Raw genomic sequence first — 24,001 nt, 5'->3', positions numbered from 1 at the left:
TGGAATATAATCTATCATATCGGAATACCCTTTACGTGTACACACTTGTTTTTTACAGATAAACAGTTTTTTCAAGCTGTTTCTTTTTCATTCCCTTTGGCGCCAAGGACTCTCTCTTCTTCTTATTCTCTGAATATTTCACAAACATGCTGATATTGATTAATATCCCCATACTTCCCAATAAAAGCAGTAAAGAAGAGCCTCCGTAGCTGATGAATGGCAGCGTAACACCCGTAATCGGGATGAGCCCGCTGACACCGCCAAGGTTAATAAACGATTGTACGGCAATCATGCTTGAAATGCCGATTGCCAGAAGACTTCCAAACGGGTCATCGCATTTTCTCGCAATATAGAAACCTTTTAATACGATAAAGCCCAACAGGAAAACAACAAACAATACCCCAAAAATGCCGAGTTCTTCAGCAATCACGGCCATGATAAAGTCAGTATGTGACTCAGGAAGATACCCGTATTTCTGGATACTTTCTCCGAGCCCAAGACCGAAAATACCTCCCGACCCAATCGCATAATAAGAATTGATCACTTGCAAACCTGATGTATTCGCATATTTAAACGGATCTTCCAGACTCTCAAAACGAGCTAAACGCTTTTCTGTTAAAATGTTATCCATATTAAAATAAATAATTGGACTGACCAGAATTAAGACAATTCCACCCAGCAAAACAAGCCTTACCAGCGTCTTCCCGCTGAAACCCGAGCACAAGATCATACACGTAGCGATGATGGCGATAATCATCGCTGTACCAAAGTCAGGCTGCATGGCAATTAAACCGCAGATAATAACCGTCATCACCACAGGAGGCGCAACTCCTGTTAACAGGTGATCAATATAGCTTTGTTTTTTTGCATAGACAGCTGCTAGATATAAAATCACTACCAGCTTGACAAATTCACCCGGCTGAATACTCATTCCGCCGATTTTAAACCAGCTTTGCGCATTTCCGGCAACATGCCCGAATACAAACAGTGAGATAAGCGCAAACACTGAAACAAGCAGCATCACCTTTTGAAATTTTTGATGAGCCAGTGCTTTGTAAGGAAACACGGCCATAACAATAAAAAGGATGCCTCCTGCGATTAAAGCAAACAGCTGACGCATGAAGAAATAATTACTGCTTACCCCATACCGAGAAACAGCCGTAATCATACTTGAGCTGTATACCATCACTAAACCGAATCCGCATAGTAAAACAATTGCGAATATCAGTGAGTAGTCATAAGATTTTAGCATTTTTTTTAACATAACATCCTCTTCCCTGCTTCCAACTTCCATTACCTATGGTTTTTATGTATTTATATTTTTTATTTTACTACAATTTATCAAATGACACGAAGATTCTCTATACGATTCGGATGAAATGCACAAAAAGAGACCGTCATTATACGGTGAAAAAGCAAGCGGTTATAAAAAAACCCAAACTGTTAATTAGTTTGAGTTTTATCATTTATTTACCTGTAAACGCGTCGTGCAAAGCAGACAATTCGCGTTCTAATGTGTATAAAAGGTCTTTTCCATCTTTTTCGTCAACCAATCCCAGGCGGACAGCAAAATCGATTTCCCTCGAAAGTCCGAACATTTGAGTATCTAATACCTCTTCATATAGAGGACATTGAGGCATCGTTAAGTTATCCATTTGTACTCGGATCAGCTTCAAAATCTTCTCAGCGTCAACTTTCAGTAGCTCAAAAGCTTTTTGCCGATGGTCAACTATCATCTCTGAAGCCAAAAGTATCCCTCCGTTCCCCAGGCGAGTACCTAATTCTTCTATTTATCATAAAGGGTATCAGCAGAAAATGCAAGAGGATTTAAACAGATGACATAAATTAAAAAATACTCAGCCTATACGTTTCAGACATTATTTTCAAAAGCTTTACACCTGCAATGCTGTTCCCTTTTTCATCCAAAGCCGGGCCGAAAATGCCGATCCCAAAATCATAGGGTGAAATGCCCATAATCCCTCCTGATACGCCGCTTTTCGCAGGAATTCCGACCTTAATCGCGAATTCTCCGCTTGCATTATACATTCCGCAGGTGACCATAAACGTCTTGCAAATTCTTGCGACATCTTTTGAAATGACTTGTTCTCCTGTTTCTGGATGCCTGCCGTTAAGCGCAAACACTGCCCCAATTTTCGCTAAATCAAGACTGTTCATCTCAATCGCACATTGCTTCGTATATAAATCCATTACTGCTTCAACATCATCCTCAAAAATCCCATACTGCTTCATATAATAACACATTGCCCGATTAATCATTGATGTGCTGTATTCAGACTCAGCTACGTCCTGGCAGTAGGTGATGTCTTGGTTGTTTGTCAGTTTCCTGATAAAAGAAAGCAGATAATCGAGTCTCTCTTTAGACGTTTGTCCTTTAATCAAGCTGGTTACAACCAGTGCTCCGGCATTTATCATAGGATTTAGCGGCTTGCTCGGATTCATGGTTTCAAGCTTAATAATTGAATTAAACGGATCACCGGTCGGCTCCTGGCCGACATAACTGAAGACTCTGTCCTTGCCGTATTCCATTAACACAAGGGCAAGTGAGAGCACTTTCGATATACTTTGAAGGGTAAATGTTTTCTCTACGTCACCCGCTGACAGACAAGTATTATTGGAATAATAAATCGCTACTGAGAGATCGTGCTGATCAGCTTTTGCTAAAGCGGGAATGTAGCTGGCCACCTCTCCCTTGTCTGTCACCTTTTTTGCTTCTTTCACTAACGCTTCCAGTTCGTCATTATGCCGGCATACCATGCGACCACCCTCGCTCCCTGAGCATCTCAATACACATAATTTGTTACACAAAGTGACAATTCATGCGAAAACTTTTATAATTTTGAGAGAAGGGGGTTATACCATGAGCGTTATACAAGTAAAAGGCAATGTTACATATCCAATTACGATTGATCCGAGCGTATGGATTTTTGATGATCGTAAATTTTCATTTGACCGTAAAGGGGGCGGCCAAGAAATCAATTTACATTCGGCTGGGAATGAATCTGGTCTGGATACTGAACGTGTTATTAGAGAAGGACAGATTGCGCCGCCTACATTAAAGACGGAAAAACAATTTGAGAAACAGAAATTGATGAACGGCAGCTTCGCAATGAAATTGGGAAGTGTGCTGAAAAATGCTGAGCCGCTCAGCTCTGCATCACAATGCGTATTTATTACAAGTTCCGGTAAAGCCGCCGTTCCTCTTGATACCGCGCTGAACAGTATTGTCCATTTCAGCCAGGCAGGCAAGCCGATTCAGGAAGGCGGCCCGGTTCATATTTATTTTGAAGATCCAGTTGATCACGTCCAGCCAATCACCAATATAAAAGAGATTGAAATCATTTAAATCATCACAGCAAGTCAGCGGCAAGCTGGGCAAGCCCGGATCTCTCACCTTTTAAAAGCTTCACACTGCCTGAGATGGGTTGTCCTTTAAATCGCTCAACGACATATGCCAGACCATTATTCAGACTGTCTAAATATGGGTGATCAATTTGTTCAGGATCGCCCATTAAGACAATTTTACTGCCTTCGCCCACTCTTGTAAGAAGTGTTTTCACTTCATGCCTGGTCAAATTTTGCGCCTCATCAATAATAATAAATTGATCGGGAATGCTTCTCCCTCTGATATAAGTCAGCGCCTCTACTTGGATTGAACCGATCCCTGCCAAAATCGCCTCGAGCTCTCCCGGTTTCTTGGCATTAAACAGAAACTCCAAGTTATCAAAAATCGGCTGCATCCAAGGCTTTAGCTTCTCCTCTTTTTCACCCGGCAAGTATCCGATATCCTTGCCCACAGGTACAATCGGCCTTGCCACGACCAGCTTTTTATATATCCCTAAATCTTCTGTCTGTAATAGCCCCGCTGCCAAAGCAAGCAATGTTTTCCCGGTTCCGGCTTTTCCGATCAGCGTCACCAGCGGAATATCTTCTCGCAGCAAAAGCTCTAACGCCATGGTCTGCTGAACATTCCTCGGTCTGATTCCCCAAACGTGTTCATCATCAAACACAAGCCTTTTTAAGACCTTACCCGTTTTATCCGCAATACCGACAGCTGAGGAGGATCCTCCTAATTCATCCTTCATTAACGCGAACTGGTTTGGGTAAAAAGCATGCTGCTTTATATCCTGAACTGAAATTTGATTTTTTCCGTAAAAAGAGCTAAATAACTGCTGGTTAATATATAAATCCTTATAACCGCTGTACATCTCATCATTGTCCACAACACGGTCATTTAAGAAATCTTCAGCAAGAAGGCCGATGGCATCCGCTTTGACTCTGACTAATACATCCTTGCTAACAAGGATCACAGGCCTGCCGTTTTCCTTCGTCTCTTCTTCGAGGCTTAAGTTTTTAGCAACGGCTAATATACGATTATCATTCGTTTTTTCGATAAAAATTTCTTGAAGCTGGTGAAAGGAACGGTGGTTTAATTCAATTCTGAGCGTTCCTCCCGTATCAAGCGGAACCTTCTCATGCAGTCTCCCCTTCAGTCTTAGCGCGTCTATCAGCTTAGATACGTGCCTCGCATTCCTCCCAACTTCGTCCATATATCGTTTCTTTGAATCAACCTCTTCTAAAACGACAGCAGGGATGACAACTTCATTTTCTTCAAAAGAAAAAATAGCGTTAGGATCCTGTAATAACACATTCGTATCTAACACATAAATTTTACTCAAGTCTCAGCCTCCTGATATAAGGGTCAAAGTTCTTCCTGCTTCTTTTACGATGAAAAAGGTGAACGCCTGCTAAAATATATGTTTTTGTGAATAAAGATAGAAGGTTAATTCAACAATAAAATTAATGAATGCATTTCAAGGAGGGAAACCGCAAGTGCGAATTCTTTTCATTATCATACAGCTCACACTCATTTTGTCCGCCTGCGCTGTTCAACAGGGAAGACAGGAGCAAAATATTGAAAAAGAATCAACAAGACAGCAGGAAACAAAACCGATTCACGTAAAGGACACATCTCAGGAAACAAAAGACAATGGAACTAGAACCGATATTGCCAAGCATCTTGTCGGCGTTGCTGAAAAAGTGCCAGATGTCAAGGATGCAACAGCTATTGTGCTCGGGGGATATGCTGTAGTAGGAATTGACGTTGACGATAATCTGGATAGAAGTAAAGTCGAAACCATTAAATACTCTGTGGCACAGGCTTTAAAAAATGATCGGCACGGAGCCAATGCAGTCGTGGTTGCTGATCCTGATACCGTCAGCCGCCTCAATGAAATGGGAAGAGAGATCAGTGAAGGCCGCCCTGTTACGGGGATTTTAGATGAACTGGCCGCAATTGTCGGACGGGTGCTTCCGGAAGTGCCTAACGATGTGATTGACGATGAAGATGAACCGCAAACCAAGCAGCAAAACGATCAATTAAACGAAAAGCAAGAGAAGGAAATGGAAACGGAACAAAACGATCAATCTGATCATCATATGAAAAAGAACAATAATGATTAAGCTATAGCCCTTGGGCTTTAGCTTTTTCTTATTTTGGACAGCATCTGATCCATGATATAATACATAGTAGAGTGAAAGAGGTGATATGATGAGGGTCCAATGTTCTATTTGTGATAAAATTGAAACAATTGATGATGAAACCCTGATCGCGAAACGGCTGAGAAACCGTCCGATCCATACATATATGTGCCAGGAATGCCATGACCGAATTGCCCAAAAAACAGAAGAACGGCTGAAAACCGGAAAGTTCACGTTTCACCCGGGACAGCAGAAGAAAGAAAAAGTTAAAAAATAAAGCGGCAGCTATTCATACAGAATAAAAAAAGACTCAGCGAGATGCTGAGTCTTTTTTCATGATTTTGCCGACTGTTCCTTTTTCGACTGATACAGCCGAATTTTGTAAATGATTAAAATCAATGCAGCGATGACCAATCCCTCTGCCACAGGCAAAAATACACCGAGAAAAGTCAAAACAGTGCAGCCTAAAGCCAGAAATAAGTATACCACTGCTGATTTTAATACCGGAAGCCGTTTTGCAAATCCAAGTTTAAACACAATAACAGCTAAAACAAAAATGGTGCCGTATAGCAGCCACATGCCCGCTGCGGGCTGCCGATCCACTTGGTATAGAGCGGCGAAGAACGACAGGCGTTCGCTTACGTCATTCAAAAAGATTCCCTCCCCTATAGCGTACGGGTTCTATCTTTTCAAATTCTGCAAAGGATTAAGACAATCCTGCTGTTTTTTTCTTTTTAGCCGCTTTTTCACGTTCGTTTTTGTTGAGGATTTTCTTTCTTAAACGGATGGATTCAGGCGTTACTTCGCAGTATTCATCTTCGTTTAAGTACTCTAAAGATTCTTCAAGAGACATGATGCGCGCTTTTTTAATTGTTGTTGTTTGATCTTTTGTTGCAGAGCGGACGTTTGTCTGCTGTTTCATTTTGCTGACATTGACAACAAGGTCGTTGTCACGGTTATGCTCTCCAACAATCATTCCTTCATAAACTTCAGTACCAGGCTCAACAAAAATCACACCGCGGTCTTCAATCCCTTGAATTCCGTAAGATGTCGCTTTTCCGTTTTCCATTGACACGAGCACACCTTGACGGCGTCCGCCGACTTGGCCCGCCTGCATCGGCTGGTAGCTGTCAAACGTATGGTTCAGGATACCGAAACCGCGTGTTAATGACAGGAACTCTGTTGAGTAACCGATCAATCCGCGGGAAGGCACTGTAAAGATTAAACGGACTTGGCCGTTACCGTTGTTAATCATATCGATCATTTCACCTTTGCGCGCTCCCATTGATTCCATTACAGAGCCTGTATGCTCTTCCGGAACATCAATTTGCACGCGCTCTACAGGCTCACAGCGTACACCGTCAATTTCTTTTATGATAACTTCAGGTTTTGATACTTGAAGCTCATAGCCTTCACGGCGCATGTTTTCAATTAGAATAGACAGGTGAAGCTCACCGCGGCCAGAAACCACCCAAGCATCCGGAGAAGCTGTAGGCTCGACACGCAAGCTGACATCAGTCTGCAGCTGTGACTGAAGGCGTTCTTCAATTTTGCGGGCAGTCACATATTTTCCTTCACGGCCGGCAAACGGGCTGTTATTTACGACAAATGTCATTTGAAGTGTCGGTTCATCAATGCGAAGCACCGGAAGCGGTTCTTGATGCTCTACAGGACAGACTGTTTCACCAACGTTGATATCTTCCATACCGGAAACCGCAACGAGGTCTCCCGCTTTTGCTTCTTCAATTTCCACCCGTTTTAAGCCTTGGAAACCAAAGATTTTTGTCACACGGAATGATTTAGCTGTACCGTCAAGCTTCATAAGAGAAACCTGCTGACCGACTTTCATCGTACCGCGGAAAACGCGTCCGATTCCGATACGGCCTACATAGTCGTTATAATCAAGAAGTGCAACTTGGAATTGAAGCGGCTCATCTGCATTCTCAACAGGCGCCGGAACATGCTTAATAATCGTTTCATATAAAGCTTCCATGTTTTCATCTTGCTGCTTCGGATCAAGGCTCGCTGTTCCATTAATCGCGGAAGCATATACCACCGGGAATTCGAGCTGTTCTTCATTTGCATCAAGCTCGATGAACAGGTCAAGAACCTCATCGATCACTTCTTCAGGACGTGCGAAATCACGGTCGATTTTGTTCACAACAACAACCGGGTTCAAGTTTTGCTCAAGAGCTTTCTTCAGAACGAAACGAGTTTGAGGCATACAGCCTTCATATGCGTCAACGACAAGCAGTACACCGTCAACCATTTTCATAATCCGTTCTACCTCTCCCCCAAAGTCTGCGTGTCCAGGGGTATCCAAAATATTGATACGTGTATCTTTATAGTTAATCGCAGTATTTTTCGCCAAAATTGTAATGCCGCGTTCGCGTTCAAGATCGTTTGAGTCCATTGCGCGTTCAGCAACTTGTTCGTTGGCACGGAATGTACCAGCCTGGTGTAAAAGCTGATCGACTAGAGTCGTTTTCCCATGGTCAACGTGGGCAATAATCGCGATGTTGCGAAGATCATTTCGAAGTTTCACTTTTTCATCTCCTAAAAAAATTAGATAACTTTCATATTATACCACACATCCTCTTTAAAAGCGTCACGTTTTTCTGTAAACTTATCATAAGACGTAAAAGGGGATGGAAATATGAAAAAAATGAATTGGCTTTTATTATTATTTGCATTTGCAGCGGTTTTCAGCATAATGCTGATCGGCGTCTTTATCGCCGAAAAAAGCGCGTGGGGCATTATCGCCAGCATTGTGCTCGTTTGCGCCGTGATGGGAAGCGGATTTACGTTAAAAAAGAAAATGCGTGAGCAAGGATTGCTCGATTAAAAGCTTATCCTCGCTAAAGACATTATAATCAAAAACACCGCAAATGAATGCGGTGTTTTTTGGTGGCGTAAGGCTTATCTCCCCTGTTTCCTAGGCGGGAAGAAGCAAAACGATATCCATTCATGGACATTCGTTCTAAATATGACATCTTTAACCAAACAAAAGTGGTTCGACATTGATATACATAAACTACCATAAAGCCTATTTTCCTGACACCAGCCTCTCCCTATAATGGGAATTGCACCACAATTCACAAAAGGGAGAGACGAAACATGAAAAAAACATTTGTAAAAAAAGCCATACTTACAACCGCCGCACTGACCTCAGCCACCCTGCTAACTTTCGGACCTGATGCCGCAAGCGCAAAAACAGTTAGTCACAGCACACCTGCTTTGCAGGAGACAATCACACATAAAGACCTGAATGCATTTTTAGATTTATTAAATCAATGTATATATGAAGAAGACGGGGTTTATTATTTTGACAGTGAAAAAGCTGTCGAGTTAGGAATGACACAAGAAGAGGCTCAAATCATTGCGAAATTGTGGGAATCGACCTCTGAATTTTTTGATGTTGTTTCACAATGTGTGTATGTTGAAGACGGCAGCTACAAATTTGATACAGAAAAAGCTGTTGAGCTCGGCTTCACAGAAAAAGAAGCACTCGCACTTGACCAATTTTTCGCCGCTGTTTCCCTTAAGATTCATATTCTGCAGGCATCCATTGTTTCAGAAGATGGAGCGTACAGCTTTGATAAAAATGCAGCTTTAGAAGCTGGTGCGACAACGGAGCAGGCAATTTTTTATGAAAAGCTCTTTGGCGCTCTGTCTCAAGAACAGCTTGCAGCCATCTACCAAATGCTTCATCCGCAGGCTTAATGTAATAAAAGCGCTTGTCCGTCAATCCGGCAAGCGCTTTTCCTTTAGATCAGCAGTTTGATGATTAGCATCACAGCAAACACTGCTCCAAACCAGAAGGCTGCTTTAATAATCAGCATACCATAGTACCTTTGTTTAAAACGGATTTCTTCTTCAGGCAGAAAAGCATCTTGAGGTGCTTGTTCATCTTTAAACTCAAAAGGCTCAGACATCTGTTTATACATGTCTCTGCAGCTGCCGCAGGTTTTCATATGCTCTTCAATGAAGTTTTCCGTTTCTTTTTTGCAATCACCTTCAATATACAGAGGGAGAAGGTCTCTTACTAGAAAGCAGGTCATATCCGCTCCTCCTCTCTTCTATTCGTCATGTTTTTCTTGAGCTCCAATCTTGCCCGGTGAAGTGTGGTTTTCACTTTTGAAAGGCTCCAGCCTAAGATTTCGGAAATTTCTTCATAAGAAAGCTCTTGACATTCTCTTAAAATCAAAACGGATTGGTGCTGACCCTTTAGCTGCAGCAGCTCTTGCAGTGTATCTGTTCAAAATGCAATACATAATGACTGAATAATTCCAACACGTACAACAATCCTTTACTTCTTATTAAGGCCTCATCCGGTTAGACAAGCCACTTGTTAAAAAGTTTCAATAAAAACCAAAAATTTCTCATCCCCCCTTTGATGAAAAGACGGCATAACTCTTGCAATCATCCAGCACATGACACTTGACTCATCTTGATATTATTCAACAAAAATAAACACAGGACAATTCTATCAATTTTGTCTAGTTATGTTAGTTTTTGTTGAGAATGCTAGATTGCTCGTTTAATATAACGATATAAAGATTTTTCAGTATTTTCAAAAAGGGGGATTTATTGTGGGTTTAGGTAAAAAATTGTCCGTTGTTGTCGCTGCTTCGTTTATGAGTTTATCGATCGGCCTTCCGGGTGTTCAGGCTGCTGAGAATTACCAGCTTAAGGAGAATCAAACAAACTTTCTTCCCAAAAGCGCCATTGCACAAACAGAGCTCTCTGCTCCAAATGACAAAGCTGTCAAACAGTTTTTGAAAAAGAACAGCAAAGTGTTTAAAGGCGATCCCGCCAAAAGACTGAAACTTGTGGAAAGCACAACTGACGCTCTTGGGTACAAGCACTTTCGATACGTGCCTGTCATTAACGGAGTGCCTATTAAAGATTCCCAAGTGATCGTTCACGTCGATAAATCTGACAAAGTCTATGCGATCAATGGAGAATTGCACAATCAGTCTGCTTCAAATACAAAAAACAGCAAAAAGGTATCCTCTGACAAAGCATTGACACTCGCTTTTAAAGCCATTGGCAAATCACCTGACGCCGTTTCTAACGGAAGCGCAAAAAACAGCGATAAAGCGGAGTTAAAAGCGGTAGAAACAGAGGACGGCAGCTATCGTCTGGCTTACGATGTCACGATTCGCTATATTGAACCTGAACCTGCGAACTGGGAAGTCTTAGTGGATGCCGAAACAGGCAGCATTTTAAAACAGCAAAATAAAGTAGAACATGCAGCCGCAACAGGATCAGGGACCACACTAAAAGGTGCAACAGTTCCTCTGAATATTTCTTATGAGAGCGGCAAATATGTTTTAAGAGATCTGTCAAAACCAACCGGCACTCAGATTATCACGTATGATTTACAAAACAGACAAAGCCGCCTTCCGGGAACGCTAGTCTCAAGCACAACAAATAAATTCACAACTTCATCACAGCGCGCAGCTGTAGACGCCCACTATAACCTGGGTAAAGTGTACGATTATTTTTACTCGACGTTTAAACGGAACAGCTATGACAACAAAGGCAGTAAAATCGTTTCTTCTGTTCACTACGGCAGCCAGTATAATAACGCCGCTTGGACAGGGGATCAAATGATTTACGGTGACGGAGACGGCTCCTTCTTCTCCCCGCTTTCCGGCTCCTTGGATGTGACAGCGCATGAAATGACACACGGTGTCACTCAAGAAACAGCCAACCTTGTCTATGAAAATCAGCCTGGGGCATTAAACGAGTCGTTCTCTGATGTGTTCGGTTACTTTACTGATACAGAAGACTGGGATATCGGTGAAGACATTACGGTCAGCCAGCCGGCTCTCCGCAGCTTGTCCAATCCGACAAAATATGACCAGCCTGACAATTACGCCAACTATCAAAACCTTCCGAATACAGATGAAGGCGATTACGGCGGTGTACACATAAACAGCGGAATTCCAAACAAAGCCGCTTACAATACTATTACAAAACTAGGCATTTCTAAATCACAGCAGATTTATTACCGTGCGTTAACAACGTATCTTACGCCTTATTCCACTTTCAAAGATGCGAAGGCCGCCCTCATTCAGTCTGCCCGTGACCTTTATGGCTCAACTGACGCCGCAAAAGTTGAAGCAGCCTGGAATGCCGTCGGTTTGTAATTTCTAAATGAAAAGCCTGAGATATCTCAGGCTTTTTCTTGATTTTCAAGTTTTTTTGAAAATCAGCAGCTGTTTCACGACAGCCGGACATATGTTAATGTTCAAATGTGCGGACTGCCTACCTTACCTCTGAATAAATCGCAGACTGCGCACATACAAACCCGGTCATTATCCGCCAAATCAGCCGATTGTTTTAAAAAACGGGTTTAATGATGTCAAAAGAGGTGCCGGCGGGGCTTACCATTAAAAGATGCAGAAGTCATTTCTACGACATTTATAAGGCGATTGGGTAGAAGGCGACCTTTTCCACACCATGAAAATCCTAATCCCGACTGCTGCGTCAGAGCAAATTTACATGAGATTTTAAAGCTAGGCTCAAGCCGCTTAAGTTCCATCGCGAGGAGCCACCGATGCTCATGATGCACGGCGATCATGATGACGTTGTTCCGTATGAGCAAAGCGGATTAATATAAGACTCTCACAAAAGCAGGTCATGTTGCAGTTATGTATTACAAGTAATAGCTAACAAATAAAAGAGAAAAATCTTACTCTTCCAACCCAAATATATTGACGAAATTTTTTATTTATGCTATAATTTACTATTAATATTTTTGTGTGTATAATAAGATTCTCCTGGCCGGGGGAATCTTATTTTTGTTTATCAGGAGGACATGATATGAAGGAAAATGAGTCCAGTTTAACAGCTTTACTATCTGCTTTTAGCCGAGCCTATCACAGTCAATATGACACACCTAAAATTTTTGACGATTATATTGCAAAAGACCTTATTTCTGAAAAAGAGTTTTCCGACATTAGTCAAAATATGATACAAGGCATACAGTTTTTCAATAAGGATATTGCCTTGAAGTTTCAAGATGACCCAGAGGAAATGCTGAAGTGGATTACACAAGTCCAGCTTTCCCCTACGCCCTTAGCTCGAGCAGCATATTGTGAGAAAGTATTGCGCAACGAAGTGGTGCTGGGGGCAAAACAGTATGTCATTCTTGGCGCCGGGTTAGATACTTTCTGCTTTCGGCATCCAGAGCTGGAAAACAGCTTAGATATATTTGAAATTGATTACCTCGCTACACAGCAATTGAAAAAGAAAAGATTGGATCATGCACAGCTGACTATCCCAACGAATCTTCATTTGGTTCCTATGGACTTTACCAAAACGTTTTCATATCAGCCTCTCTTAGATGAAGGCTTTGATAACAAAAAAACGTTCTTCAGCCTTTTAGGAGTTTCTTATTACTTGACGAAAGCAGAAAATAAGAACCTGCTTAACCATTTATTTGCCCATGTTCCCTCGGGAAGCTCTATCGTTTTTGATTATGCAGACGAAACGCTCTTTGAAACAAAAGGAATGTCTAATAGAGTTGAACATATGGTGAAGTTGGCTTCAGCAGCCGGTGAACCGATGAAATCGTGTTTTACTTATCATGAAATCGAAAAAGCATTAGATTCAGCTGGTTTACTCATCTATGAACATGTCACACCAGCTGAAATCAATGACCTTTTCTTCAAGAAACGAACGGATTATTTGTCAGCGTTTGAAACCATTCATTATATACACGCCGTAAAAAAATAAACCCCTTGGTTCATCACCAAGCTCGCCTCTCAATCGATGGTTAAAGATTGGGAGGTTTTTTGTGCATGAAAATAAGCTGCCGTCATGTATACGGCAGCTTAAACTAAAGGCTTTACCATGATCATGTATGACTTGTCTGCCTCATCTTTCTCCGTCTTGAGCTGTTCAAAGCCGCACTGGCTCAAAAACCGGATCCATTCATTCCGGTCAATCGGAACCGCTGTAAATAGCGCTCTGTGTTTTTCCTTCAGCGATTGGCCGATCTGTTCAATGGTCTCTCTGGCATGCCCTTTTCTTTCTTCAGCAGGATCAACCAGCACTGTTCCCAGCCATGGCTTTCCGTTGGAAGGAGCCCATTCGAGATGATAGCTGACGGCAACAGGCAGGCCGTCTTTTTCCCATACAAGCCATGATCCGTTATACATCGAGTAGGAGATCATATAACTTTCTGCATCTTTTTCCCCAAACTCTTCCTTTTTCCAAACAGGATGAGCCTCCGCAATTTCCTCAAACCAACTGAGGTCATCCTGTTCAAATGGTCTATTTATCAGCATGAAGATACTCTTCCAATATTGTTTTATGTATAGATGGGTTTCCGGCCAGCACACAGTGATTTTCTAAAAAGGTGAACGGTTCACCTTCAGTCGTTGTATAGATGCCCCCTACTTCGTTTAACAGCACACACCCGGCTGCGTAATCCCAAGGAGCAAGCCGCATCGTAATGTAAGCGTCAATTCTTCCCGCAGCGACGTTTGCCAGTTCTAAAGCGGCAGAGCCATAGGAGCGTGTTCCTCTCACCCTTTTCACAAGCGGCGCCAGCACACCCGGGTCAATTCTTCTGTTTTCCGTCACCCATGTTGCATTAATGGCAAGAATCGCTTCTTCAATAATGGTTTCCTTTAAAGGAGACAGCTCCGTTTCATTCATATAAGCACCTTTACCACTAAACGCGTGATACAGTTCATCATGCACCACATCGTAAATTAAACCGATTTTGCCTTTTCCATTTTCAAAAATACCAATTGAGATTGCAAAATTTCTTTGCTGGTGCACAAAATTCATCGTGCCGTCAATCGGATCGATAATCCAGACGACACCCTCCAATGAGTGGATTTTATCTCCTTGTCCTTCTTCTCCAAGTATGCGATGCCCCGGAAAGGTTTCTTGAATGCGGTCAATAAAAAACTTTTCCGTTTCCTTGTCAATATTGGTGACTAAATCATTCGGATTTGATTTTGTTTCAATTGTCAGGCTTTCGTGCATCGACTGTTTAATTCTTGCGCCTGCTTCTTTTATCCATTTCTTTGCAGTCTCATCAATTTCCGTCCAATTTGTCATTCATGCGTACCTCTTTTCTATGTAGACCTTTATTTTATAGAATACTGATAACGGCAGTGAAAAAGCAAGGAAAATGAAAAATATGCCTTCTCACGTAAAAACGAACCATTCACGCGGTTCGTTTTCACTATAGCTTTTTACCCGTTGAGGCGAATCCATTCTTTTCTGAGACGTTCAAGTTTGTTTTTGCTTAGTTCAATCTGCTCGTCATTTTCTTTCTGCATTGCCTCATAAAGGGTTGCCAATTCATAATCAACCTCTAGTCTCCAGACAGCTACACGGTTGTTTTTCTCTTCCCTAAATCCCTCTTTCACAACTTGCCTCATTGTCTTTCGCCCCTTCCAGAGATCATTTGTTTTAAAAAAGCATCCCATTTTGCCATTCAACAATGATACTTCTTATATCCTATGATTCTTCTATTTACCTGTAACATGATTCTGAAAATTGTGTGTTTACCTATTCGTTTATTACCACATTCCCCCTCTCTTCAAACGCGTGCTCATCTTTTTGCTGCGCGTTCTAACTGTGATAAAATATGTATACTTAGCATGAAGGAGGAAAATCATGACACAAATGCGTTTTACTGAAGAAGACTTTCACACATTTACAATAGACGGCTTAGACGCGCGCATGGAGGTGTTAAAAGAGCGGGTTCGTCCGAAGCTGACTGCTCTAGGCGAGCACTTTACCCCGACATTATCTGCTTTAACCGGAGATGAAATGTTCCCCCATGTGGCCAAGCACGCAAGAAGATCAGTCAACCCTCCCGCAGACAGCTGGGTGGCTTTTGCCAATAGCAAAAGAGGCTATAAAAAACTGCCGCATTTTCAAATCGGCTTGTGGGAGAGCCATGTTTTTGTATGGTTCGCGATCATTTATGAGTCCCCTATAAAAGAAGAATACGGCAAATTGCTTGAAGCGAATCAAGACAGCGTTACAAATCACATTCCAGACAGCTTCGTTTGGTCTGCGGATCACACAAAGCCAGGGGTCCATAAGCAGTCAGAAATGGACAAGGAACAACTCAAGACTTTGTTTGAACGTTTGCAGACCATAAAGAAAGCCGAACTGTTATGCGGTATACAGCTTTCAAAAGATGAGGTGCTGAGTATGAATAACGATGAATTTCTGCAGCGAATCGACGATGCCTTCCAGCAGCTTGCATTTCTGTATCGCTTAACCCAAAAAGTATCACAAGCATAAAAAAGAGCCGGGATCTTTCATCCGGCTCTTTTCCTTTTACATCTTAATCTTTGCCTGGTCAGATTCCTTCGCCTGCTTGACCGTACGATAAGGAGAGTATGTACTTTGTTCCTCAAACTCGCCGCATAGCTTTTTTTCTTCAGCTTTTCCCGGCACAATTTCTTTGAAACGCCGGTACGCCTTAAGCAGTTCTTCACGATCGGCTCCCTTTTCATAAGCCTGTTCAACCTGCTGGAAAAATGCAATCACATCCACTGCTTCTTCGGTTGTCCAATCTTCATTCATGGGATATTGGTATTCCATTTTCTTCACTCCTTATAAATTCGCTTTCCTTTTACAAAAAGCATCTTCATTTGATCATAAATTGTTCTTTACATTCTTTCAAGTTCATAATATAATTCATTTGTTTTACGTCTAAAAAACGGTTGAGAAACTGATTTTAATACACACTAATATGCATAGGTATTACTACAAAGGTGGGAAAACAATTGTCGCAACATGAAACACCCTTATACACAGGCCTGAAAAAGCACGCAAGCAGACAGCCTGTTCAATTCCACATTCCCGGCCATAAAAAAGGGGCAGGAATGGATCCAGAGTTTAGACAATTTATCGGTGAAAACGCGTTAAGTATAGATTTGATTAATATTGAACCATTAGATGACCTGCATGCGCCTAAAGGCATTATTAAAGAAGCGCAGGATTTGGCGGCCGAAGCCTTCGGCGCGGACCACACCTTTTTTTCTGTTCAGGGCACAAGCGGCGCAATCATGACAATGGTGATGGCTGTCTGCGGACCTGGAGATAAAATCATCATTCCAAGAAATGTGCACAAATCCATTATGTCAGCTATTGTATTTTCCGGAGCTGTCCCAATCTTTATTCATCCTGAAATTGACAATGAACTGGGCATCTCTCACGGCATTACACTTGAATCCGCTAAACGGGCGCTGAGTGAACATCCTGATGCCAAGGGGCTTCTAGTGATCAACCCGACATATTTCGGAGTAGCTGCTGATTTAAAAAGCATCGTAGAATTAGCCCATTCCTTTAATGTGCCGGTTCTGGTCGATGAAGCACACGGCGTTCATATTCATTTTCATGACCAATTTCCGCTTTCAGCGATGCAGGCAGGTGCAGACATGGCCGCGACAAGTGTGCATAAGCTAGGCGGATCACTGACACAAAGCTCTATTCTAAACATGAAAGAAGGCCTTGTATCTAAAGACAGAGTGCAATCGATACTCAGCATGCTGACAACCACGTCTACTTCTTATTTGCTTCTAGCCTCTTTGGACGTCGCCAGAAAACGCCTTGCGACAGAGGGCTACCAGCTTGCTGAAGAAACGTTGAAGCTTGCCAACCAGACGAGAGAACGTCTGAACCAAATTGAGGGCATTTACTGTGTCGGTTCAGAAATTCTTGGTTCTAAAGCAGCTTACAATTATGACCCGACAAAATTAATTATTTCAGTTAAAAATCTTGGGCTCACAGGACATGATGTCGAGAAGTGGCTGCGGGAATCCTTTAATATTGAAGTAGAGCTTTCAGATCTTTATAACATCTTGTGTATCTTCACGCCTGGTGACAGCCAAAACGATGCGGATCGCCTTGTTGAAGCTTTAAAAGAGATTGCGCGTCAAATGTCAGCAAATGATGTTACCCATCAACAGACAAAGGTACTGCTTCCAGAAATCCCGTTACTGGCGATGACGCCGCGTGACGCTTTCTATGCGAATACAGAAGTTGTTCCATTAAAAGAAGCAGCAGGACGGATTATCGCTGAATTTGTAATGGTGTATCCGCCTGGAATTCCTATCTTTATCCCCGGAGAGATTATTACAGAAGAAAACATCAGCTACATCTTCAAAAACATTGATGCCGGACTTCCAGTTCAAGGACCGGAGGACTCTACTCTAAGCATGATTCGAGTTATAAAAGAGCAAAAAGCTATTCAATAAATACAAAAAGCATGCGGCTAAGCCGCATGCTTTTTCTTACTCTTCATCAAGAGGACACTGACATTGTCCGCAGCATGTTCCGTATAACGTTGTAACCTTCTCATCCTCGAAGTAATGAATGGCTTCGTTACAATCTTGGCAAACAATCGTACCCATCTCTCATTCCCCATTTCTTTTAATTTTGAAAACGCTTAATTTCTTTTATTGGTATTATATTAATATGTCACATTTAAAATGTCAACAACAAACTGTATAACACATTTATTTGGAAAAACTTTTAATGTAACATGTTTTTTCTTTTCGGTTATATGAATCATCATCTTCATAACAAACGCTTTCATTCGATACTTATGCTGAAAAGACATGGTGATTTCATGTTTTCTTGAACTTTTTTTGAATCGTGTAACGAAATTTCAAATGATTCGCGATGAATAAAATGTGCGTTCAGAGTATTGGGTTTAAAGGAATGTTATCTCTCTTTAAAAACGGTTTCAATTATATAACAATTAGGTAACAAGAAGCAGATGACGCGGTTACTCGTGATAAACTAAAACTAGTTTACTATGGTTTATACAGAGGAGAAGATAGATGCGATATCGCGCGGTATTTCCCATACTGATGATAATATTTGCTTTATCGGGCTGCACCCTTTCCACAATCAATCCAATACAAAAAAGCCGAATTGACAGCATTCATCATACTCAAATCCTATTTTTTTCTGATGAAAATCAAATTGATCAAGAGGCGTCATATTATGATGCTCTGCTTGATTTAGAAAAGGATTATCCTGATCAAATAGATAAAATGAAGGTATACGATAATAGGAAAGGCTGGGAAGATGAAATCGAAACCGTCCCTACTCTCATGGTAGTTGATCAGCGGCATGTCGTTGTGAAAATAGAGGGATGTGTGAAAAAGAAAGAAGACATTATTAAGCCATTACAGCATGTACTGTCTAAATAAAGGAAAACAGCCCTCGCTTAAAGCAGGGCTGTTTTTTATGTTATCTCTATTATTTTACGATGTGAATCGGGCTTCCGATTGCCACTTCAGCAGCTTCCATTGTGATTTCACCCAATGTTGGATGCGCATGAATTGTCATAGCGATATCTTCAGCAGTCATGCCGCCTTCGATAGCTAAGCTTAATTCAGAAATCATGTCAGAAGCGCTTGCGCCGGCGATTTGCGCACCGATCACAAGGCCGTCCTCTTTACGAGTGATCAGCTTCATGAAGCCGTCTGTTTCGTTAAGAGAAAGCGCACGGCCGTTTGCTGCAAATGGGAATTTAGCAGCAACAATGTCAAGGCCTTCTTCTTTCGCCTGTGCTTCAGTGTAACCGACTGATGCAAGCTCAGGCTCAGAGAAGACAACCGCAGGAATACCAAGGTAATCGATTTCTGCAGGCTCTCCAGCGATCGCTTCTGCAGCAATCTTACCTTCGTAAGATGCTTTGTGAGCAAGCGGCGGTCCTTCAATGATATCACCGATTGCATAGATGTTAGGGACGTTTGTACGGCACTGTTTGTCAGTTTTGATAATACCGCGGTCAGTCATCTCAATACCGACTTGATCAAGACCAAGTTCATCAGTATTTGGACGGCGTCCGACAGTGATCAATACGTAATCAGCATCAACGGTTTTTTCTTCACCTTTTACTTCGAAAGTGACTGTTACGCCGTCAGCCTTTTCTTCAACGCCTTTAGCCATCGCGTTTGTATGGATTTCAACATTGCCTTTTTTCTTCAGTCTGCGAGTAACAAGGGAACTCATTTGTTTTTCGAAGCCTGGGAGAATTTCATCTCCGCCTTCAAGAATGACAAGCTCAGTTCCGAAGTTTGCATACGCAGTTCCAAGCTCAGTTCCGATGTATCCGCCGCCAATGACAACGAGTTTTTTAGGAATTTCTTTAAGAGCCAAAGCGCCTGTTGAATTTAAAACACGCTCAGTATATTTGAAGTTTGGCAATTCGATAGGACGAGAACCAGTCGCAATGATTGCGTTTTTGAACGTGTATGTTTGAGCAGAATTCTCATCCATTACACGAACTGAATTGCTGTCTACGAAGTAAGCTTCGCCTTTTACTACATCTACTTTGTTGCCTTTAAGAAGACCTGCTACACCGCCAGTAAGCTTGTTAACAACAGAAGTTTTCCACTCTTGAACTTTTGTGAAATCAACTGTTACGTTCTCAGCAGTGATTCCCATGTCATCAGAATGCTTAGCATTCTCATAACGGTGGCCAGCATTGATCAGCGCTTTTGAAGGGATACATCCAACGTTCAGACAAACGCCTCCAAGAGTTCCTTTTTCAACGACTGTTACTTTTTGTCCAAGCTGTGCAGCGCGGATGGCAGCTACATAGCCGCCAGGTCCCGCACCAATTACAAGAGTATCTGTTTCAATAGGGAAATCTCCTACTACCATAACATTACGCCTCCATTAAAATTAATTGTGGATCGTTCAGTAAACGCTTGATGTGATTGAGTGCATTTTGCGCAGTCGCTCCGTCGATCATACGGTGGTCGAAGCTGAGAGAAAGAGCTAAGACTGGAGCTGCTACGATTTCGCCATCACGAACAATCGCTTTTTCTGCAATGCGTCCGATACCAAGAATTGCAACTTCTGGATGGTTGATAACCGGAGTGAACCATTGTCCGCCGGCAGAACCGATGTTTGTAATTGTGCAAGATGCGCCTTTCATTTCAGCTGGAGCAAGCTTGCCTTCACGAGCTTTTGTTGCAAGGCTGTTGATCTCATCAGAAATTTCAAAGATCGCTTTACGATCTGCATTTTTTACAACCGGCACAAGCAAGCCTTTTTCAGTATCAGCAGCGATACCGATGTTGAAATAATGTTTTTGGATTACTTCATCTGTTTTATCGTCAATTGACGTGTTTAAAACAGGGAATTTTTTCAGTGCAGATGTAAGAGCTTTTACAACGTAAGGCAAGTATGTCAGCTTGATGCCTTGATCAGCAGCAACCTGTTTGAACTGTTTACGATGTGCAACAAGGTTTGTTACGTCCACTTCGTCCATTAGTGTTACGTGAGGAGCAGTGTGTTTAGAGTTAACCATCGCTTTTGCAATTGCTTTACGGATACCGCTCATTTTTTCGCGAGTTTCTGGGAATTCGCCTTCTGGAGCTGGTGCAGCAGCCGGTTTAGCAGCTGTTTCTTGAGGTGCAGCCGTTTCTTGCGGCGCAGCTTCTTGTGCTCCTCCGTTTACAAAGCTGTCGATATCTTCTTTCACAACACGTCCGTTGTTGCCTGAACCAGTTACTTTGCGAATATCTACGCCTTTTTCACGAGCGTATTTACGTACAGAAGGCATAGCGATCACGCGTTTGTTCGGGTCAACTTCAGCTTGATCCTGCTGTCCTGCGCCAGTTTCTTTAGCAGGCTCTTCAGCACGCTCTTCTTTCGCAACATCTTGTCCAGCTTCACCAGTAGACTGAACTTGCGCTTCAGTTTTTGCGTCGCCAGACTCATCGCTGCCTTTAAATTGAAGGTCTTCGTAACCAGGTGCATCAAACGTAATGATCGTTTGTCCAACAGTTGCAACTGTTCCCTCTTCAACTTTTAATTCTAATACTTTTCCTTTAACAGGTGAAGGAATTTCTACTACTGCTTTATCATTTTGGACTTCCGCCAGTACATCATCTTCGTCTACCTCATCGTTAGGCTTGACAAACCATTTTACGATTTCGCCTTCGTGGATACCTTCCCCGATATCTGGAAGTTTAAATTCAAATGCCACAGTTCTCGACCTCCTAGTTTGATTAAGCAATTTTAAAGTTTACATCGTAAGCATTGAAAACACATATATAATGGAGGGAAAGCGTTTCAGCTCCCTCCCGATTATGCAATTTGATTAAAATTCAAGTACTTTTCTAGCTGTTTCAAGAACGTCTTTATGGTTTGGAAGCCATACGCTCTCCGCTTGAGAGAAAGGAAATACTGTATCAGGCGCAGCAACGCGAAGTACAGGCGCTTCCAAGCTCAAAATCGCACGGTCATTGATTTCAGCTACTACGTTCGCAGCAACGCCGGCTTGTTTTTGAGCCTCTTGAACAACAATCGCGCGGCCTGTTTTTTCCACAGATGCAATGATTGTGTCGATATCAAGCGGGCTGACTGTGCGAAGGTCAACAACTTCAGCAGAAATGCCGTCTTTTTCAAGCTCTTCAGCTGCTTTTAATGATTCATGAACCATTGCGCCGTAAGTGATGATTGAAAGGTCAGTACCTTCACGTTTTACGTCAGCTTTGCCAAGCTCAATTGTGTATTCTTCTTCAGGAACTTCCTGACGGAAAGAACGGTAAAGCTTCATGTGCTCTAAGAAAACAACAGGATCGTTGTCTCTGATCGCAGAAATCAAAAGTCCTTTGGCATCGTAAGGAGTTGATGGAATAACAACTTTGATACCAGGCTGTTGTGCAACAAGACCTTCTAAGCTGTCAGCGTGAAGCTCAGGAGTATGAACACCGCCGCCGAACGGAGAACGAATGGTTACAGGTGAAGTCCAGCGTCCGCCAGAACGGTAACGCATACGAGCCATTTGGCCAGAAACTGAATCCATTACTTCGTAAACAAATCCAAAGAATTGGATTTCCATTACCGGACGGAAGCCGTTTAAGCCTAAACCAAGGGCAAGACCGCCGATACCAGATTCAGCAAGAGGCGTGTCAAACACACGGTCTTCACCGAATTCTTTTTGCAATCCTTCTGTCGCACGGAATACGCCGCCGTTAACACCAACGTCTTCTCCGAAAACTAAGACATTTTCGTCATTTTTCAGTTCTGTGCGTAACGCATCCGTGATTGCTTGAATCATTGTCATTTGCGCCATGGCTTACTTCGACTCCTTCTGTGTATAAATTTCAAATTGCTCCTCAAGGTTATGAGGCATTTTTTCGAACATGATTTTCATTAAATCAGTTACTTTTTGCTTAGGCTCAGCATCCGCTTTTTTGATCGCCTGCTTAATTTCTTCTTTTGCATCCTCGATTACTTTTGCTTCTTCTTCTTCAGACCATAGGCCTTTGTTTTCAAGGAACGCACGGAAGCGTACAAGCGGATCTTTTTGCTCCCACTCGTTTTCGATTTCTTTTGTGCGATATTTAGTCGGATCGTCACCAGCCATTGTGTGCGGGCCATAACGGAATGTCAGTGTTTCAATCAGTGTCGGGCCTTCGCCGTTAATCGCGCGCTCGCGTGCTTCAGCAGTTGCAGCGTATACAGCAAGCGGATCCATTCCGTCTACTTGTACACCCACAATACCGGCAGCTACTGCTTTTTGTGCAATTGTGCCTGCTGCAGATTGTTTTTCAACTGGAGTTGAAATCGCGTAACGGTTGTTTTGTACCACGAAGATCGCAGGTGCTTTATAAGCGCCGGCAAAGTTAATTCCTTCGTAGAAGTCCCCTTGTGAAGCTCCGCCGTCACCAGTGTAAGTGATTGCGACAGCTTTCTTACCGCGTTTTTTAAGACCTAGCGCAACACCGGCCGTTTGAATGTATTGAGCACCGATAATGATTTGTGGAGAAAGGGCATTCACATCATCAGGCATTTGGTTACCCCGGAAATGTCCGCGAGAGAACAGGAACGCTTGATATAATGGAAGGCCGTGCCAGATTAACTGAGGCACATCACGGTATCCCGGAAGAACGAAGTCTTCTTTTTCAAGCGCGAAATGCGTAGCAATCTGAGAAGCTTCTTGGCCCGCAGTAGGAGCGTAGAATCCGAGACGTCCTTGACGGTTTAATGAGATAGAGCGCTGATCAAGCACACGCGTAAATACCATACGGCGCATTAGCTCTTTCAATTGATCATCAGTTAAATCAGGCATCGCCGCTTCATTCACGACTTCTCCCTTTTCATTTAAAATTTGGAACGTTTCGAACTGCTTTTTAATGGCATCAAATTGCTTCTTACTATCAACGATTACTTTTTTCGTTTTTGCAGCCATACTAAGTCACCTCTTCCTTTCTTTTAAACAGTCATTAGACGTGCATTCCTTTTATACATACAAACTTAGGGTACCCTAAAGTATCAGCAGTAAGTCGTATATATTTTAGCCGATCCCCAGTTTGCCGAAACCATTTATGTAGGATAGTTACACTCTGCTTTGAACTGTATTATTTCGAAGTTGTAAAAAACTAATACAACACCGCTTAACATGGATTAGTTTACACCATATAAAGAAGAACCGTCAATCGTTTTCATCGCTGATTTTCAATAAATGTATTCG

At 42.3% G+C, this 24,001-nt stretch carries 26 protein-coding genes and 1 pseudogene; 10 read left to right on the top strand and 17 right to left on the bottom strand.

Going from position 1 to position 24,001, the window contains the following annotated elements:
• Positions 1-52: 52 nt before the first annotated feature.
• The 3 genes from NSU16_RS08010 to glsA form a co-directional block, all read right to left on the bottom strand.
• Positions 53-1,264, bottom strand: a complete 1,212-nt coding sequence (locus NSU16_RS08010; RefSeq protein WP_168747719.1) for an FtsW/RodA/SpoVE family cell cycle protein — start codon at positions 1,262-1,264, stop codon at positions 53-55.
• 202 nt (positions 1,265-1,466) lie between these two features.
• Entirely contained in the window at positions 1,467-1,748 is a 282-nt protein-coding gene (locus NSU16_RS08005; protein WP_003221339.1) for a YlaN family protein, read from the bottom strand.
• Positions 1,749-1,845: 97 nt separating this feature from the next.
• Positions 1,846-2,775, bottom strand: coding sequence for a glutaminase A (glsA, locus tag NSU16_RS08000; protein WP_010334124.1), 930 nt, complete (start codon positions 2,773-2,775; stop codon positions 1,846-1,848).
• A gap of 103 nt (positions 2,776-2,878) precedes the next feature.
• On the opposite strand from glsA, the gene NSU16_RS07995 reads away from it, so the two are divergent.
• A complete protein-coding gene (locus NSU16_RS07995) occupies positions 2,879-3,364 on the top strand; it encodes a peptidyl-prolyl cis-trans isomerase (protein ID WP_339192485.1) in 486 nt (161 codons plus the stop codon).
• 4 nt (positions 3,365-3,368) lie between these two features.
• Here NSU16_RS07995 and NSU16_RS07990 read toward each other — a convergent pair whose 3' ends face one another.
• Entirely contained in the window at positions 3,369-4,697 is a 1,329-nt protein-coding gene (locus NSU16_RS07990) for a PhoH family protein (protein ID WP_268446285.1), read from the bottom strand.
• A gap of 154 nt (positions 4,698-4,851) precedes the next feature.
• Between NSU16_RS07990 and NSU16_RS07985 the strand changes: the two genes are divergently transcribed.
• Both NSU16_RS07985 and NSU16_RS07980 read left to right on the top strand, forming a co-directional pair.
• The gene (locus NSU16_RS07985; protein WP_339192484.1) at positions 4,852-5,481 is read left to right on the top strand and encodes a YhcN/YlaJ family sporulation lipoprotein; all 630 of its coding nucleotides are present in this window, start codon (positions 4,852-4,854) and stop codon (positions 5,479-5,481) included.
• Between the two features lie 85 nt (positions 5,482-5,566).
• Positions 5,567-5,776 carry a YlaI family protein gene (locus tag NSU16_RS07980; protein WP_105954170.1) on the top strand — a complete coding sequence of 70 codons (210 nt, stop codon included), beginning with the start codon at positions 5,567-5,569 and terminating at the stop codon, positions 5,774-5,776.
• A gap of 56 nt (positions 5,777-5,832) precedes the next feature.
• On the opposite strand, the gene NSU16_RS07975 is transcribed toward NSU16_RS07980, so the two are convergent.
• Positions 5,833-6,150 carry a YlaH-like family protein gene (locus NSU16_RS07975; RefSeq protein WP_339192483.1) on the bottom strand — a complete coding sequence of 106 codons (318 nt, stop codon included), beginning with the start codon at positions 6,148-6,150 and terminating at the stop codon, positions 5,833-5,835.
• Positions 6,151-6,205: 55 nt separating this feature from the next.
• Positions 6,206-8,044 (bottom strand): translational GTPase TypA, encoded by a 1,839-nt coding sequence (gene typA, locus NSU16_RS07970; RefSeq protein ID WP_010334118.1) that lies wholly within the window; start codon positions 8,042-8,044, stop codon positions 6,206-6,208.
• A 111-nt stretch (positions 8,045-8,155) separates the two neighbouring features.
• Here typA and NSU16_RS07965 point away from each other — a divergent pair, with 111 nt between their 5' ends.
• Together NSU16_RS07965 and NSU16_RS07960 are read left to right on the top strand one after the other, a co-directional pair.
• Positions 8,156-8,344, top strand: coding sequence for a YlaF family protein (locus NSU16_RS07965; protein ID WP_010334117.1), 189 nt, complete (start codon positions 8,156-8,158; stop codon positions 8,342-8,344).
• Between the two features lie 272 nt (positions 8,345-8,616).
• A complete protein-coding gene (locus NSU16_RS07960) occupies positions 8,617-9,222 on the top strand; it encodes a hypothetical protein (protein WP_029441237.1) in 606 nt (201 codons plus the stop codon).
• Between the two features lie 44 nt (positions 9,223-9,266).
• On the opposite strand, the gene NSU16_RS07955 is transcribed toward NSU16_RS07960, so the two are convergent.
• Complete coding sequence (locus NSU16_RS07955) at positions 9,267-9,560, bottom strand: zf-HC2 domain-containing protein (protein WP_268505602.1); 294 nt, start codon at positions 9,558-9,560, stop codon at positions 9,267-9,269.
• A pseudogene (locus NSU16_RS07950) lies at positions 9,557-9,757 on the bottom strand (sigma factor-like helix-turn-helix DNA-binding protein); the annotation flags it as partial. The pseudogene NSU16_RS07950 and the gene NSU16_RS07955, both read right to left, overlap by 4 nt.
• 334 nt (positions 9,758-10,091) lie before the next feature.
• On the opposite strand from NSU16_RS07950, the gene NSU16_RS07945 reads away from it, so the two are divergent.
• Entirely contained in the window at positions 10,092-11,657 is a 1,566-nt protein-coding gene (locus tag NSU16_RS07945) for a M4 family metallopeptidase (RefSeq protein WP_339192482.1), read from the top strand.
• A gap of 676 nt (positions 11,658-12,333) precedes the next feature.
• On the top strand, positions 12,334-13,248 hold the full coding sequence (locus tag NSU16_RS07940; protein WP_339192481.1) for a class I SAM-dependent methyltransferase: 915 nt from the start codon (positions 12,334-12,336) through the stop codon (positions 13,246-13,248).
• 98 nt (positions 13,249-13,346) lie between these two features.
• Here NSU16_RS07940 and NSU16_RS07935 read toward each other — a convergent pair whose 3' ends face one another.
• The 3 genes from NSU16_RS07935 to NSU16_RS07925 form a co-directional block, all read right to left on the bottom strand.
• Positions 13,347-13,802, bottom strand: a complete 456-nt coding sequence (locus NSU16_RS07935; RefSeq protein ID WP_339192480.1) for a GNAT family N-acetyltransferase — start codon at positions 13,800-13,802, stop codon at positions 13,347-13,349.
• Positions 13,789-14,586 carry an inositol-1-monophosphatase gene (suhB, locus tag NSU16_RS07930; protein ID WP_339192479.1) on the bottom strand — a complete coding sequence of 266 codons (798 nt, stop codon included), beginning with the start codon at positions 14,584-14,586 and terminating at the stop codon, positions 13,789-13,791. The genes NSU16_RS07935 and suhB overlap by 14 nt, the downstream gene beginning before the upstream one ends.
• A 137-nt stretch (positions 14,587-14,723) precedes the next feature.
• Positions 14,724-14,912, bottom strand: a complete 189-nt coding sequence (locus NSU16_RS07925; protein ID WP_010334110.1) for a hypothetical protein — start codon at positions 14,910-14,912, stop codon at positions 14,724-14,726.
• Positions 14,913-15,150: 238 nt separating this feature from the next.
• Here NSU16_RS07925 and NSU16_RS07920 point away from each other — a divergent pair, with 238 nt between their 5' ends.
• Entirely contained in the window at positions 15,151-15,789 is a 639-nt protein-coding gene (locus NSU16_RS07920) for a DUF1054 domain-containing protein (RefSeq protein ID WP_339192478.1), read from the top strand.
• Between the two features lie 36 nt (positions 15,790-15,825).
• On the opposite strand, the gene NSU16_RS07915 is transcribed toward NSU16_RS07920, so the two are convergent.
• Entirely contained in the window at positions 15,826-16,092 is a 267-nt protein-coding gene (locus tag NSU16_RS07915) for a UPF0223 family protein (protein ID WP_268446296.1), read from the bottom strand.
• A 185-nt stretch (positions 16,093-16,277) separates the two neighbouring features.
• On the opposite strand from NSU16_RS07915, the gene speA reads away from it, so the two are divergent.
• Positions 16,278-17,750 (top strand): arginine decarboxylase, encoded by a 1,473-nt coding sequence (speA, locus tag NSU16_RS07910; protein WP_326128910.1) that lies wholly within the window; start codon positions 16,278-16,280, stop codon positions 17,748-17,750.
• A gap of 36 nt (positions 17,751-17,786) precedes the next feature.
• Here speA and NSU16_RS07905 read toward each other — a convergent pair whose 3' ends face one another.
• Positions 17,787-17,906, bottom strand: coding sequence for a GapA-binding peptide SR1P (locus NSU16_RS07905; RefSeq protein ID WP_010334106.1), 120 nt, complete (start codon positions 17,904-17,906; stop codon positions 17,787-17,789).
• A 432-nt stretch (positions 17,907-18,338) separates the two neighbouring features.
• On the opposite strand from NSU16_RS07905, the gene slp reads away from it, so the two are divergent.
• Positions 18,339-18,713, top strand: coding sequence for a peptidoglycan-associated lipoprotein Slp (gene slp, locus NSU16_RS07900; RefSeq protein WP_168747694.1), 375 nt, complete (start codon positions 18,339-18,341; stop codon positions 18,711-18,713).
• Between the two features lie 49 nt (positions 18,714-18,762).
• Here slp and lpdA read toward each other — a convergent pair whose 3' ends face one another.
• The 4 genes from lpdA to pdhA all read right to left on the bottom strand — a co-directional run bounded on the left by lpdA (position 18,763) and on the right by pdhA (position 23,719).
• Positions 18,763-20,175, bottom strand: coding sequence for a dihydrolipoyl dehydrogenase (gene lpdA, locus NSU16_RS07895; protein ID WP_168747692.1), 1,413 nt, complete (start codon positions 20,173-20,175; stop codon positions 18,763-18,765).
• Between the two features lie 4 nt (positions 20,176-20,179).
• Positions 20,180-21,508: a pyruvate dehydrogenase complex dihydrolipoyllysine-residue acetyltransferase gene (gene pdhC / locus NSU16_RS07890; RefSeq protein WP_024121262.1), complete on the bottom strand. Its 1,329-nt coding sequence runs from the start codon at positions 21,506-21,508 to the stop codon at positions 20,180-20,182.
• 114 nt (positions 21,509-21,622) lie between these two features.
• Entirely contained in the window at positions 21,623-22,600 is a 978-nt protein-coding gene (gene pdhB, locus NSU16_RS07885; protein ID WP_029441235.1) for a pyruvate dehydrogenase complex E1 component subunit beta, read from the bottom strand.
• Positions 22,601-22,603: 3 nt separating this feature from the next.
• Positions 22,604-23,719 (bottom strand): pyruvate dehydrogenase (acetyl-transferring) E1 component subunit alpha, encoded by a 1,116-nt coding sequence (gene pdhA, locus NSU16_RS07880; protein WP_326128912.1) that lies wholly within the window; start codon positions 23,717-23,719, stop codon positions 22,604-22,606.
• Between the last annotated feature and the right edge of the window lie 282 nt (positions 23,720-24,001).

The sequence above is a fragment of the Bacillus sp. FSL K6-1003 genome (assembly GCF_037964945.1).
Lineage (GTDB): Bacteria > Bacillota > Bacilli > Bacillales > Bacillaceae > Bacillus > Bacillus mojavensis.
The sequence above is the reverse complement of the archived record's forward strand: the minus strand, read 5'-3'. Positions and strand labels throughout refer to the sequence as shown.